This window comes from Streptomyces sp. UW30 (genome assembly GCF_008042075.1).
Taxonomy (GTDB): Bacteria; Actinomycetota; Actinomycetes; order Streptomycetales; family Streptomycetaceae; genus Streptomyces.
The window spans coordinates 117,834-131,040 of sequence record NZ_RDBN01000005.1 but is presented as its reverse complement, the minus strand read 5'-3'; the positions used below and the strand labels follow the sequence as shown (position 1 = coordinate 131,040).

The following is a 13,207-nucleotide window of genomic DNA, read 5'->3' as shown; positions in this document are numbered from 1 at the left end:
GATCTTGGAATCAGGCAAACACGAAGCGGGCGGGCACCCTCGGATGCCCGCCCGCTTCACAGCTCCAGGACCGTGACTACTCGGTCTTGACCTTGATGGAGCCGTCGATGATGCCTGCCTTGGCCTTCGCCACGGCGTCCGAGAGACCGGCGATCTTCGCGAACTCCGGGTTGGACTCGGCCAGGCCGACGCCGTTGACCTTCAGGTCGAAGGTCTGCGTGCCGGTCAGCGGCTTGCCGTCCTCGACGGACTTGGCGAGCGTGTAGACCGAGCCGCCGACGTCCTTGAGGGCGGAGGTCAGGATGTAGTTCTTGTAGTTGGCGAGAGCCGCCTGCTCGAACTGGTCGGAMTCGACGCCGATCGCCCAGACCTTGGCCTTCGCGGCGGCCTCGATGACGCCCTGACCGGACAGACCGGCGGCCGCGTACTCGACGTCGGAGCCCTTCTCGATCTGGCCCTCGGCGGCGGCCTTGCCCTTGTCCGGGCTGGAGAAACCACCCTCCTCGGCGGTCTGCGTCAGGTACTGCGACAGGACCTTCACCTTGGGGTTGGTGTCCTGGACGCCCTGCTTGTAGCCGGCCTCGAACTTGTGGATCAGCGGAACGTCCACACCACCGACGAAGCCGACGGTGTTGGTCTTGGTGGCCTTGGCCGCGGCGACGCCGGCCAGGTAGGAGGCCTGCTCCTCGGCGAAGACGAGGGAGGCGACGTTCTTGCCCTCGACGACCGAGTCGACGATGCCGAAGGTGGTGTCCGGGTACTTCTTGGCCGTGGCCTCCATGGCGGGGCCGTAGGCGAAGCCGACGCCGATCACCGGGTTGTAGCCCTGCTTGGCGAGGGAGGCCAGACGCTGTTCCTTGTCGGCGTCCGTCTCGCCCTCGGTGGGCTCGATGTCGGCGGTCTTGTAACCGAACTCCTTCTGGGCCTTCTGCAGGCCCGCGTACGCGGCGTCGTTGAAGGACTGGTCGCCCTTGCCGCCGATGTCGTACGCGATGGCGAGACCCTTGGTGTCGCCGCTGCTGTCACTGTCGCTGCCGCCGTCGCTGCTGGTACCACCGCACGCCGTGGCGGCGAGCGCGATCGACGCGACCCCCACCGCGACACGGGTCAGTTTGGATGTCCGACGCATCGTGTAGTCCCCATTCTCCAAGCCCCGCAGTGGGTGCTGAGTTCGGCGCACATTAACGCGCGTAGACACTCCTGGGAACGGGGTTTCGCCTTGCCGTTATCCATTCGTGCCGATGGCCGGTTACGGCCTTGTGAACCATCGGATCGAAAGGCACACACAGGGCGACAGCACCCGAGGTGCCTCCACCCTGATGGCACACAGGACCGCCCGCCATGGGGCCAGACTCCCCCCGCCGTGTACCGACCGCAACCGGAACGCCGGCGGCAATGGGCCGATCGGGATACGGCCGGGCCACACGGGCCCGACCGGCCGCGAGGAGCCCGCCGGGCGACCGCGCCCCGAGCGGCGACGGCGACGGCGCCTAACCGGCGGCGTCGAGAAGTGCCGCCGCCGTGAAGAGCTCCACCCCGGCCGTGATGGCCGACTCGTCCACGTCGAAGTCACCCTGGTGCAGATCACGACCGACCCGGTCCCCCGGCATGCGCACACCCAGCCGGGCCATGGCGCCGGGCACGTGCTCCAGGTACCAGGAGAAGTCCTCGCCGCCCAGGCTCTGCTCGGTGCTCTCGACCGAGTCGGCGCCCCGGCGGGCCGTCATGGCCTCGTGCAGCAGCTCGGTCGCGGCGGGGTCGTTGACCACGGGCGGGACACCGCGGATGTAGTTGATCTCCGACTTGGCGCGATGGAGGTTGGCGACCTCGTCGATCGCGGCGACGACGAGGTCCGGCGCCTGCCGCCAGGTGTCGAGGTCCAGGCAGCGCACGGTCCCGGAGAGCTCGGCGTGCTGCGGGATGACGTTGGGCGCGTGGCCGGAGTCGATCCGCCCCCAGGTCACCGCGAGGCCGCTGCGGGCGTCGGTGCGCCGGGCGACCAGCGCGGGCACGTCGGTGACGACCCGGGCGGCGGCGGTGACGAGGTCGGTCGTCAGATGGGGGCGGGCGGTGTGCCCGCCGGGCCCGTCGAGGGCGATTTCGAGCCGGTCGCAGGCCGAGGTGATCGCACCTTGGCGCAGGCCGATCTTCCCGGCGTCCACCTTGGGGTCGCAGTGCACGGCGAGCATCCGGCCCACCCCGTCGAGGACCCCGCACTCGACGACGTCGGCGGCGCCGCCGGGGAGCACCTCCTCGGCGGGCTGGAAGATCAGCCGGACGGGCCGGGGCAGCTGCCCGGCCTTGAGCAGCTCGGCAAGCACCAGCCCGGCGCCCAGCACCACGGTCGTGTGCACGTCGTGCCCGCACGCATGCGCCCGGTCGGGCACCGTCGAGCGATACGGGCAGTCACTCTTCGTGTCCGGGATGGGCAGGGCGTCGATGTCGGCGCGCAGGGCGAGCATGGGGCGCCCCTCGTCCCACTCCCCGATGTCGCAGATGAGCCCTGTTCCGATGGCGAGCACGCGGGGCTCCAGGCCGGCCTTTTCCAGCCGGGCCTTGATCGCGGCGGTGGTACGGAACTCCTGGTTGCCGAGCTCGGGATGCATGTGCAAGTCGCGCCGGAACTCCACGAGTTCGGCACGGAGCGCCTCCGGCAGGGCGCCGGGGAGGAACGCTGCCCCTGGTTGATCGGCCTCGGACTCTGGGGACATCAGTTGGTTCACCCTCTGAAGGGTAGGACGCCGAGGTGGCCAACTGACCCTCGATCAACAAAAGTTCAACCCGTTTGGGGAAGAAAATCTGGCCGCCCGACGCATAGGTATCGGTTTGGGTGGGTAAACTCGCCCGTCTTTCCGTCGAGTCGATCATGGAATCGACGGAGAGTGACGATGCCGACCCTCCACACTCCACGGATACCACGCCGCGAACAGAACCGTCGGTTGTGTTCACCTGTCGGGATCGCGCACGCCCGGTGAACGCGCCGGGCGCGCCCGGGGGCGTCCAGCCCGGAATCGGACCTCGGCCTCCTGACGGGGGCGTCGATGCCGACGGCGCTCGGTCGGCTCGATCCGTTCCCAGTGGCGCGCGAGCACGTCCTCGATCTCGGCCGGCGTCCGACCCGGGCCTGGACCAGCCACAGCAGGGTCGGTCGACCGGTAACCCTGGTAGCGCGCGTCTATTCGGGGTTCATCCCCCTTGTCGTCGGCCAACGCCCGTGCCAGATCGGGGAGTTCGCGATCGGTGCCGGTCGGTGCCGGTCATCCCCTGGTCGGTCGCCGGGGGTTGAGCCGAGGAACGACCATGAGTCTCGCGGTCTAGCTCTCCCGTCGACCCAGCCTCGGTCAGGCCCCGGTCACCCGCCCCGGGAACTCCTGGCACACCCCCGGTGAACTCCCGGACGCCCGTCCGCCGCCCGCACTAGGGTGCGGCGCGTGACCGCCGAGAACCCCCAGAACCCCTCGATCGCCGAGTACGCCGACTTCCTGGAGGCCACCCGCGCCTCGTACGACGCCATCGCCCCCGCCTACACGGACCGCTTCTCCGACTGGCCGGCCGACAGCGCTCCCCTGGACCGCTCCCTCGTCACCGCCTTCGCCGAGCTGGCCCGCGAGCACGCCCCGGCCCCCGTCGCGGACCTGGGCTGCGGCCCCGGTTCCGTCACCGCCCACCTCGACGCCCTCGGCACGCCGGTCTTCGGAGTCGATCTCTCGCCGCGGATGGTGGCCCTGGCCCGCCGCGCGCACCCCGGACTCCGGTTCCACGTGGGCTCGATGACCGCGCTGGACCTGCCGGACGAGACCCTGGGCGGGATTCTCGCCCTGTACTCGGTCATCCACATCCCGGACGACCACCTGCCCGCGACGTTCGCCGAGTTCCAGCGCGTCCTGAGGCCCGGTGCCCCGGTGCTGCTGGCGTTCCAGTCCGGCGACAGCGAGGACCGTCTGCACATGTCCGAGCGCTTCGGCCAGGAGATCGCGCTCGACTACCACTGGCGCACGCCGGACACCGTCATCGAGCATCTGGGTGATGCGGGGCTGCGGCTCCACGCCCGGATCGTGCGGGAGCCCGGCGGCGAGGAGAAGCGCCCGCGGGCGTTCCTCCTCGCCGAGAAGCCTGGTGCAGGAGGGCGCTGACCCACCGGCCTCAGACCGCGCTGACCGCCGACAGCCGGTGCACGTCCCGCGCCGTCCCGGTGACACCCGACAGGAAGCCCTGCGCCCGCGGCGAGGCGTTCTCCGTCAGCCACGCGGGGTCGATGTCGCAGACCGCGACGCGGACCTCCGTGCCGGACAGGGCCAGCGGCAGGGTGTGGACGACCGTTGACGGGAAGCTGAGGATCGTACGGCCTATGGGCCCGCGCCGGGCGATCAGCTCCAGCGGGAGGTCGGGACGGACGATCTCCAGGCCCGTCTCCACCGCCAGCCGGTGCAGCTTCTCCGCGCTCTCGCGGCGGTGGGCGAAGTAGCGGGTGGCGCCGTGTGCCTTGGCCAGGGAGCGGACCGCTTCGAGGTAGCGGTCGCCGTCGACGACGCCGGTTTCGACCAAGGACGTGCCGACCATGTCCGCGCCCTTGGTGATACGGGGCGGCCCGAAGCGGTCACGGGTCCAGGCGAAGGTGTTGGCGGTGACCGTCACGCCCGCCAGGGTCTCGTCCATCGGCATGGAGGAGAAGATCTCCACCCGGCGATTCTGGCTCGGCGTGAGGCGGCGGCGGGCCGAGGACGAAACGGGCGCGAAGATCAGGTCCCTGGGCCCGGGGCGCCCGCCCTTGCGGTGCCAGCGCACCAGGCGCTCCCCGCGGGCGAGCTGGGCGACGAACTCCATGGTCGCCGTGCCGTCGTCGACCACGACGAGGTCATGGGCCTTGGTGATCGTCAGCAGCAGCTGTACGTAGCGGGAGAAGGGGTCGCCCAGGACGACGCGGTCGGCCCGGCGGAGCAGGCCCGAGAGGCCGCCGATGGTGTGGAAGGGTGCCAGGGGGCCGCCCCGCGCCTCCTCCCAGCGGACCTCGTGACCGTCCTCGCGGGCCAGTTCGGCCATCCGGCGGAGCTGGCCGCGGGTCATCGGATCGATCGGGGACAGGACCACGAGGGTGAGCCCACCGGGCGGTGCGCCATGGGAGTGCAGGGTCTGGGCGTGCGCCCACTCCAGCACGTTCAGGAGCTGTACCGGACTCTCGACGAAGGCGAGAGTCTGATGGCCGGCTGACCCGGCACGGGGGCTCATCGGCGTACGACCGTCCCGTCGTAAGGCGCTCTCGGCGCGCTGGGAACTCAAGGCGTTCTGGGCGGAAGGGGCGGACGCCCGCCGGCGTCCGCCCCACACCACTTTTCTACTGTCGGCAGTCGACTCAGACCTGGACCGGCTCGCCAGCAGCCGCGGCGATCTCGGCCTCGGCGACCACACCGGCGACACGGCGCAGCTTCTTCATCGGGCCGAGCTCGGAGTCGTAGACCTTCTTGACGCCGTCACCGAGGGACTCCTCGATGGTGCGGATGTCGCGGACGAGGCGGGTCAGGCCCTGCGGCTCGACCGAGGCGGCCTGGTCCGAACCCCACATGGCGCGGTCCAGGGTGATGTGACGCTCGACGAAGGTCGCCCCGAGCGCGACCGCGGCGAGCGTGGTCTGCAGGCCCGTCTCGTGGCCGGAGTAGCCGATCGGGACGTTCGGGAACTCCTTCTCCAGCGTGTTGATCGCGCGGAGGTTCAGCTCCTCGGCCTTGGCCGGGTAGGTGGAGGTGGCGTGGCACATGAGGATGTTGTCCGAGCCGAGGACCTCGACCGCGTGGCGGATCTGCTTCGGCGTCGACATGCCGGTGGAGAGGATGACCGCGCGGCCGGTGGCGCGCAGCGCCTTCAGCAGCTCGTCGTCCGTGAGGGACGCGGAGGCGACCTTGTGGGCCGGGACGTCGAACTTCTCCAGGAAGGCGACGGCCTCGGTGTCCCACGGGGAGGCGAACCAGTCGATGCCGCGCTTCTTGCAGTGCTCGTCGATCTGGCGGTACTCGTCCTCACCGAACTCCACACGGTGGCGGTAGTCGATGTAGGTCATCCGGCCCCAGGGGGTGTCGCGCTCGATGTCCCACTGGTCGCGCGGGGTGCAGATCTCCGGGGTGCGCTTCTGGAACTTGACGGCGTCACAGCCGGCCTCGGCGGCGACGTCGATGAGCTTGAAGGCGTTCTCCAGGTCACCGTTGTGGTTGATGCCGATCTCGCCGCAGATGTAGACGGGCTTGCCGGGGCCGACCTCACGCGAGCCGAAGTTGCGCAGACGGGAGTTGGTGCTCATGGCAGAAGATGTCCTTACTTGGTGAGGGAATCGAGAGAGGGGCCGAGGATCCAGCTGGCGATCTCTCGGATGGCGCCGTCCCCGCCGGGTGTGGCGGTGACCGCGCGTGCGGCGCCGCGCACGACGTCGTGGGCGCTCGCGACCGCCACGGGCCAGCCCACGAGGGCGAAGCACGGGAGGTCGTTGACGTCGTTGCCGACGTAGAGCACGCGCTCAGGCGCGATGCCCTGCTCCTCGCACCACTGCTTCAGCGCGAGGTCCTTCCGGTCGATGCCGTGCAGCACGGGAATCTGCAGCTTCCGTGCGCGGGCGGCGACGACCGGGTTCTGCTCCGAGGAGAGGATGAGCATCTTGAGCCCGCTCTTGCGCAGGGCTGCGATGCCGAGGCCGTCTCCGCGGTGTACGGAGACGGCCTCCTTTCCATCGGCATCGATCAGCACCCTGTCGTCTGTCTGGGTGCCGTCGAAGTCCAGTACGACCGCGTCGATGTCGTCCGTGGTCGGGAGGGCGCCGGGACGGTCCGCGTCGAACAGCGGCGCCAGCGCGCGGGCGCGGGCCAGGTCGTGCGGATCGTCGATCTCCAGCACCCGGGCGGGGTCGGTGCGCACGAGTTCGGTGCGACCGAAGAAGCGGTGCTTGTGCTCGCGGAAGCCCGCGGCGTCCATCGCGTAGGCGGCGCCGGTCTCCAGGAAGTCCTGGGGGCGGTCCTGGCGGCGCGGGCGGAAGGACTTGTCGTGGTTGACGCCGTAGCCACCGCCGGCGGCAGCGCGCTCGGACTCGGCCGCGGCCGGCTCGTCGTCGCCGTGGCGCCACACGAAGCCGTGGAAGGGCGCGACGGTCAGCGCGGTGTCGGCGCCGTTCGCGACGATCGCCTTGACGACGCCGTCGAGGTCCTCGCGGATGATGAACGGGCTGGTGCACTGCACGAGCAGGACCACGTCCAGCTGCGTGCCGTGCTGTGCCTCGTGGGCGTCCATGGCGTGCAGGACGGCCGCCTCGGAGGTGGCGGTGTCACCGGCGATGGCGGCGGGGCGCAGCACGACGTCGGCGCCGGCCTGCCGGGCGGCGGCCGCGATGCCCTGGTCGTCGGTGGAGACGACGACATCCGTGACGAGCCGGGAAGCCCGGCACTCGCGCACCGCGCGGGCCACGAGCGGTACGCCGCCGACGGGCATCAGGTTCTTCGCGGGCACGCCCTTGGAGCCGCCGCGCGCGGGGATCACGGCGAGCACGCGGGGTGCTGAGGCGTCTTGGCCTGCTTCCGGGTTGGACATGGGCATTACTCCTTGGGCTCCTTGCGAAGGCTGCGGGGCGCGTCCCGGCGCCCCGGTCCCCGGGTCGGTCGTCGGGTCGCTCACAGCTCCCCCATCCGCCGGATGACAGGGGCCACGCGCTGGACGCCATGGCGGTAGGCGCCGCGTGCCGCCCGGCGCACTATCTGGCGGACCGGGCCGGGCTCCTTGTCGTGAGCGGGGGCGCCGGGCAGCGGGCTGCCGTCCGGGCCGAGGTGGTGGCGGGCGAGGATGCCGGGCAGATAGCCGGGCGCGGTGGCCGGCGTGTAATACGGCGTCAGGGCGGGCATTCCGCCGGGCCGCCCGAGCAGCTTGGCGATGCGCTCACGGGCCGGGTCGAAGGCGGTGGCGTAGGAGCCGTCGGCGCAGACGCCCTGCCGGGACACCCACTCCTCGTCGGCCGTCGGCCGGTGCCCCTCGTCGAGCTGGTCCCAGGAGGCGAGGCAGCCGGAGCCCACGAAGTGGTGGTTGCCGAGCACCTCGCGCACGCCGAGGTCGCTGAGGACGACGGTGGGGATACGGCGGTGCAGCGACTCCAGCGCAGCAGTGGAACTGATGGTGACCATCAGGTCGGTGCGGTCGAGGACCTCGCCCATGTTGCCGTACACCAGTTTGAAGTTGGCCGGCGGTTCGAGCCGCTGGACGAGCTTCTGGTACGGCAGTTCCTCGATGTGCGTGGTGTGCTCGCCCGGCTTGGAGCGCAGCTTCAGCAGCACCTCGCGCTCGGGGTGCTTGCGGGCGTGCTGGATCAGGCGGTTCAGCAGGTACGTACGGTCCTTGCGGTTGTCCGGCACGGAGGGCTGGGCCGCGAAGACGACGGTGTACGGGTCGTGCTCGCCGGTGTAGGGCTCGCCGCCGAGGAACGGCAGTGCGACCTCGGTCACCGAGGAGGCGTCGGCGCCGACCCCCTCGTACACCGCGCGGAAGCGCTCGGCGTCCTGGCGGGAGTTGGCGAGGACGAGGTCCGCGCCGTGCCGCAGCAGCAGGCCGTCGGCGAGCTTCTCGTAGACGACGCCGACATAGCCGGTGACGACGACGGGCCGCTCGGCCTTGCCCTCCCACACCCGCTTCAGGCCGTGCAGCATGGCCTGCACGCCCCCGCCGACCAGGGCGAGGACCAGGACGTCGTACGACTCCTGCGCCATGGTGCGCAGGAACTCGACGGCGGTCACCTCGCTGAGGGAGTCGGCGTGGACGCCGACTTCCTGGAGCTGACGGGCAGTGGGGGTGGCCCGGCCGCGCAGGAGGTATCCGTCCAGACGGATGTCCGAATCCTCCGGAGCGATACGGTTCGCGGTGAGCGCGCCCCATTTCCACCGGGTGTCGGAGTCCGCGAGTACGGCCACTCGCCGGGTCTTTGTCGGAGTCACTGGCACGTCGAAGACGCTAGGAAGCGATTTCAAGGTTCCGCCCAACCAGAATGCAACAAACGGTTAACAGCACATCGACTAACGACGAATCGAGGCCAGAAGTCGTTGAAAAAAAGCCTGGTTCACTGCATCGCCACGCGTCGTTCACCTGACATCAAGCTGCGAGTAAAGACGGAGGCCGGACCGCCCCCTAACGTCCCTCGGGTGGTCAAGCTCTCCGTCATCGTGCCGTTCTACAACGTGCAGCAATACGCGCCAGACACCCTGAAGAGCCTGCGTGCGAACACACGTCGGGACTTCGAGTTCATCCTCGTCGACGACTGCTCGACGGACGGGACACCGGACATTCTCGCGCGCGCGGAGCGCGAGCTGCCGGGCGCCGTACTCGTCAGACACGAGCAGAACGGAGGGCTGGCCACCGCGCGGAACACCGGGATCGACAAGGCGCGCGGCGAGTACCTGACGTTCCTGGACGGCGACGACTGGCTCGCCCCCGGCTACTTCCCGCAGCTCCTTGCCGCCATCGAGGAGTTGGGCTGCGACTTCGTACGCACCGATCATGTGCAGTCCACGGGGCGGGCCCGCAGCATCCACCGGGTGCCGCACGGCCGGCGCTGGACGGTGATGAACCCCCGCGAGGCGATCCTGCCCGCCGACCGCTCGACGTCGGTGGACTACGCGTACGCCTGGGCCGGCATCTACCACCGCCGCCTGGTCGACCGCGGGATCCTGCACTTCACCCACGGGCTGCGCACCGCGGAGGACCGGCCCTGGATCTGGAAGCTGCACCGGGAGGCGGAATCCTTCGCCGCGGTCGGGCTTCTCGGTGTCTACTACCGGCGCGGAGTGGCGTCCTCACTCACCCAGATCGGTGACGTGCGGCAACTCGATTTCATTCGTGCGTTCGATCAGGTAATCGACGAAACGGCACGTGACCCCGAGGCCGATAAGCTGCTTCCGAAAGCTGTGCGCACCTATTGCGCGATCATGGCTCATCATCTCGGACAAATCGAGAGGTTCGAACCGGCCGTGGCTCGAAAACTGCGCTCGATGAGCGCCGCCGCCCTGAAAAGAATGCCGCAGGACGTGCTCGCGGAGGTCATGGACTCGATGGACGCGCAGCGCGCCGCCCGGCTGCGTCGGGTGCGCCGCAGGGCCGTCGGGGCCCGGACGGTGGCCGCCTGATGCCTCGCACGACCCAGATCTTCTGCGCCTCGACCCTGTACGGCGCCGCGACGCTCGCCGCCGCCCTGGACGCCGGGCTCTTCGAACCGGCCGACCGCCGGCTGCTGTTGGTCACCAACAACGCGACCAACCCCGAGATCACCCCGTCCGTCGACACCATGCCGGGCTTCGCCCAACTGAGCGGGCGCTTCGACGAGGTGCTCTCCTGGAACGAGACCATCTCACCGTTCCACCCGAGCGGTTGGTCGCCCCGCGAGAACGACATCCCCATGTGGGAGCGGTACGTACGGCTGCTGTGGAACCTCGGCGACGACGAGATCCAGCTGGCCGTCGAGTCCGTCCAGGTCAATCCGGCGCTCGCGCTGTGCCAGCTGTTCACCGGCGCTCCGGTCGATGTCTACGCGGACGGCCTCATAAGCTATGGCCCCACGCGCGACAAGATCGACCCGCTGGTCGGCACCCGTGTCGGCCGGCTGCTGCACCTCGATCTCGTCCCGGGCCTCACCCCGCTGCTGCTCACCGAGTTCGGCGTGCCGTCCGAACTGGTGCCGTCCGAGGTGTTCCTGAAGGTGCTCGGCGAACTCACCGAGGCGGAGACCGCGCTGCCCACGCCGTCCGGCGGCGACCAGCCGGCGCTGCTGCTCGGCCAGTACCTCTCCGCACTCGGCATCCTCACCGACGCCGAGGAGGAGGAGCTGCACCTGCAGATGGTGCGCGGCGCCATCGCGCTCGGCCACCGCACACTCGTCTTCAAGCCGCACCCAGGCCGAGGCCTACCTCTCCAAGCATCTGAACCCGCACACCTGGCGCTACTTCAAGCGCAAGCGCCTGACCTCACTGGCCCTGCCCGGGGCCGTGCCGGCCCAGCTCTCCTTCATCCCGCGCAACGCGACCGTGCGCCGCCTGGCGCGCCGGGCCCGAGCGCTGAAGCAGGTGGCCGGCCGAAAGTAAACAGAAACAAGGGGTGGTTGTTCATCCGTGTGACACCTTTGCGCTCCCTGAGCGTCAACCGTCACTCACCTTTCACCCGTCCGAGGGACATAGCGTTCGGTCATCGTATGAAATGGCATCGTCCATCACGTACGACTGAACGCACCTCGAGGCTCCCAGGAGAAAGGCCACAGGATGAGCGCGGCTGACCAGGCCACGGCCGAACAAGCCACGGCCGCCCAGGCCACGGCACCGCCGGCACCAGCGAAACCCCGGTTGAACCAGGTCATCGCCGCGCGGCCTCCTGTCCGGTCCCGCAAGGAGAGCAGGCTGCGCGCCCTGGACGGGCTGCGTCTGATGGCCGCGCTGATGGTGTGCATGTACCACTTCACCGGCAAGAACGGTGAAGTCGAGTCCTCCTGGCACCAGTCCCCCGGGGTGATGTTCCCGACGCTGTCGCAGTTCTCCACCTACGGCAGCCTGGGCGTGCAGTTCTTCTTCGTCATCAGTGGCTTCGTGATCTGCATGAGCAGCTGGGGCCGCACCCTGGGCGACTTCTTCCGCTCCCGGATCTCCCGCCTCTACCCGGCGTACTGGGTGGCCATCGTGATGGTCACCGGCGCCGCGGTGCTGCTGCCGGTGGTCGTCCACCCGGTCCGGCCGGACGAGCTCCTGGTCAACCTCACGATGATGCAGCAGCCGCTGGGCGTGCCGCGGGTCCTGGGCGTGTGCTGGACGCTCTGGGTGGAGCTGAAGTTCTACGTGCTCTTCGCCCTGTTCGTGATCTGGAAGGGCGTCACCTACAAGCGGGTCGTCACCTTCTGCATCCTGTGGGTGCTGGCCAGCGCCTTCGCCCGGGTCGCCGACAACCCGCTCACCGACGAGCTGGTGATGCGCGACCACGCCCCGTTCTTCATCGGCGGCCTCGCGCTGTACCTGATCCACCGCTTCGGCAGCGACCTGCTGCTGTGGGGGATCGTCGGCATGTCCTTCCTGCTGGGCCAGCGCTACTCGGTCACGGCACTGTGGCACCCGGGCGCCCAGGGCGAGTTCCACCGCAACCCGTACGTCATCCAGGCGATCGTCTTCTTGGCCTTCGCGGCCGTCGCGGTGGTGGCGATGGGCTGGATGAGCTGGGCGAACTGGCGCTGGCTGACGGTGGCCGGGGCGCTGACGTACCCGTTCTACCTGATCCACGAGCACCTGGGCTGGTTCTTCATCCGGGTGCTGCACCGGGGACTTGGGCTCGGCTCCTACGAGACGCTTGCGCTGTCCGTGCTGAGCCTGCTGGGACTGGCGTATCTCATGAACCGGTTCGTGGAGAAGCCGTTCGGGCCACGGCTGAAGAGGGCGTTGCCGGCGGTGCGGCTGCGTTAGGGGCCGTTGGTCGGGTGCGGCTGCGTTAGGGGCCGTGGGTCGGTGCGGCCCGGTGGGGGCTGGTCGCGCAGTTCCCCGCGCCCCTTGGGGGAGGCGCTGCGCGCCCCCAAAAAAAGCGAGTGCGGCGCGTCCCCCGGWCCGGGGGACGCGCCGCACTCGCTTTTCGGGACCGTCCGCTACTTCCGCGTCGTCTGCCGCAGCTGGCGCACGGCCTTGCGGACCGCCGGGTGTCTGCGCAGGGCCTCCGCGCGGACCGGGCTGCCGCCGGGCAGGCGCAGGCTGGTGAGGCGGCGGCGCTTGAAGTAGTGCTGGTAGCGCGCCAGGTTGGCGCCGAGCCAGGCGGCGACCTCGTCCCGCGCGGCGTGGTGCTTGCGGGACTGCATGCAGTAGCCGACGCTGCGCACCAGCGGGGCCAGCTCCTCGGCCATGCCGGAGAGTTCGAGCGGGGCGCCGATCTCGGCGGTCTCCGCGTTCGGCAGGGCCGCGTCGATGATGGTCAGCGGGATGCGGTTGCTGTTCTSGTACGGCGTGATGCGTTCGAGGAGCAGTTCCGTGCCGACGCGGGCGACCGGGATGCCGTAGAAGGCGGCGGCGGTCATCAGTGCCGTCGAGAAGCAGCCGATGACGAGCTTCGGCTTCAGGAAGGCGAAGACGGTCTCGGCGAGGACGGGCTCGTTGAGGACCGTGAGGTTGACGCCGAGTTCCTTGGCGACCGCTTCCAGGGACTCGTTGAAGACCGCCGGCGCGCTCGGGTGCGGCTTGAA

The 13,207-nt window shown here is 69.8% G+C and carries 10 protein-coding genes and 1 pseudogene; 4 read left to right on the top strand and 7 right to left on the bottom strand.

Translation table 11 applies throughout. From position 1 onward, the window contains the following. Positions 1 to 76 precede the first annotated feature (76 nt). A complete protein-coding gene (locus tag EAO75_RS02195; protein WP_147993313.1) occupies positions 77 to 1,129 on the bottom strand; it encodes a BMP family protein in 1,053 nt (350 codons plus the stop codon). Between the two features lie 361 nt (positions 1,130 to 1,490). Continuing rightward, entirely contained in the window at positions 1,491 to 2,711 is a 1,221-nt protein-coding gene (locus tag EAO75_RS02190) for a M20 family metallopeptidase (protein ID WP_147993312.1), read from the bottom strand. A gap of 720 nt (positions 2,712 to 3,431) precedes the next feature. Between EAO75_RS02190 and EAO75_RS02185 the strand changes: the two genes are divergently transcribed. Next, the gene (locus EAO75_RS02185; RefSeq protein ID WP_261989116.1) at positions 3,432 to 4,133 is read left to right on the top strand and encodes a class I SAM-dependent DNA methyltransferase; all 702 of its coding nucleotides are present in this window, start codon (positions 3,432 to 3,434) and stop codon (positions 4,131 to 4,133) included. A 10-nt stretch (positions 4,134 to 4,143) separates the two neighbouring features. On the opposite strand, the gene EAO75_RS02180 is transcribed toward EAO75_RS02185, so the two are convergent. The 4 genes from EAO75_RS02180 to EAO75_RS02165 form a co-directional block, all read right to left on the bottom strand. Continuing rightward, on the bottom strand, positions 4,144 to 5,226 hold the full coding sequence (locus tag EAO75_RS02180) for a hypothetical protein (RefSeq protein WP_147993311.1): 1,083 nt from the start codon (positions 5,224 to 5,226) through the stop codon (positions 4,144 to 4,146). A 124-nt stretch (positions 5,227 to 5,350) separates the two neighbouring features. After that, positions 5,351 to 6,289 (bottom strand): N-acetylneuraminate synthase family protein, encoded by a 939-nt coding sequence (locus EAO75_RS02175; protein ID WP_147993310.1) that lies wholly within the window; start codon positions 6,287 to 6,289, stop codon positions 5,351 to 5,353. Between the two features lie 14 nt (positions 6,290 to 6,303). Beyond that, positions 6,304 to 7,563: an acylneuraminate cytidylyltransferase gene (locus EAO75_RS02170; protein ID WP_147993309.1), complete on the bottom strand. Its 1,260-nt coding sequence runs from the start codon at positions 7,561 to 7,563 to the stop codon at positions 6,304 to 6,306. Positions 7,564 to 7,643: 80 nt separating this feature from the next. Beyond that, positions 7,644 to 8,957 (bottom strand): DUF6716 putative glycosyltransferase, encoded by a 1,314-nt coding sequence (locus EAO75_RS02165; RefSeq protein ID WP_147993308.1) that lies wholly within the window; start codon positions 8,955 to 8,957, stop codon positions 7,644 to 7,646. A gap of 198 nt (positions 8,958 to 9,155) precedes the next feature. Here EAO75_RS02165 and EAO75_RS02160 point away from each other — a divergent pair, with 198 nt between their 5' ends. The 3 genes and pseudogenes from EAO75_RS02160 (at position 9,156) to EAO75_RS02150 (ending at position 12,443) form a co-directional block, all read left to right on the top strand. Beyond that, positions 9,156 to 10,136, top strand: coding sequence for a glycosyltransferase family 2 protein (locus EAO75_RS02160; protein ID WP_147993307.1), 981 nt, complete (start codon positions 9,156 to 9,158; stop codon positions 10,134 to 10,136). After that, positions 10,136 to 11,087: pseudogene (locus EAO75_RS02155) on the top strand (polysialyltransferase family glycosyltransferase). The gene EAO75_RS02160 and the pseudogene EAO75_RS02155 overlap by 1 nt, the downstream one beginning before the upstream one ends. 174 nt (positions 11,088 to 11,261) lie before the next feature. After that, positions 11,262 to 12,443 carry an acyltransferase family protein gene (locus EAO75_RS02150; protein ID WP_187284271.1) on the top strand — a complete coding sequence of 394 codons (1,182 nt, stop codon included), beginning with the start codon at positions 11,262 to 11,264 and terminating at the stop codon, positions 12,441 to 12,443. Positions 12,444 to 12,619: 176 nt separating this feature from the next. Here the strand turns inward: EAO75_RS02150 and EAO75_RS02145 are convergent. Continuing rightward, a partial coding sequence (locus EAO75_RS02145) for an alpha-2,8-polysialyltransferase family protein (protein WP_222723916.1) occupies positions 12,620 to 13,207 on the bottom strand: 588 nt, incomplete at its 5' end.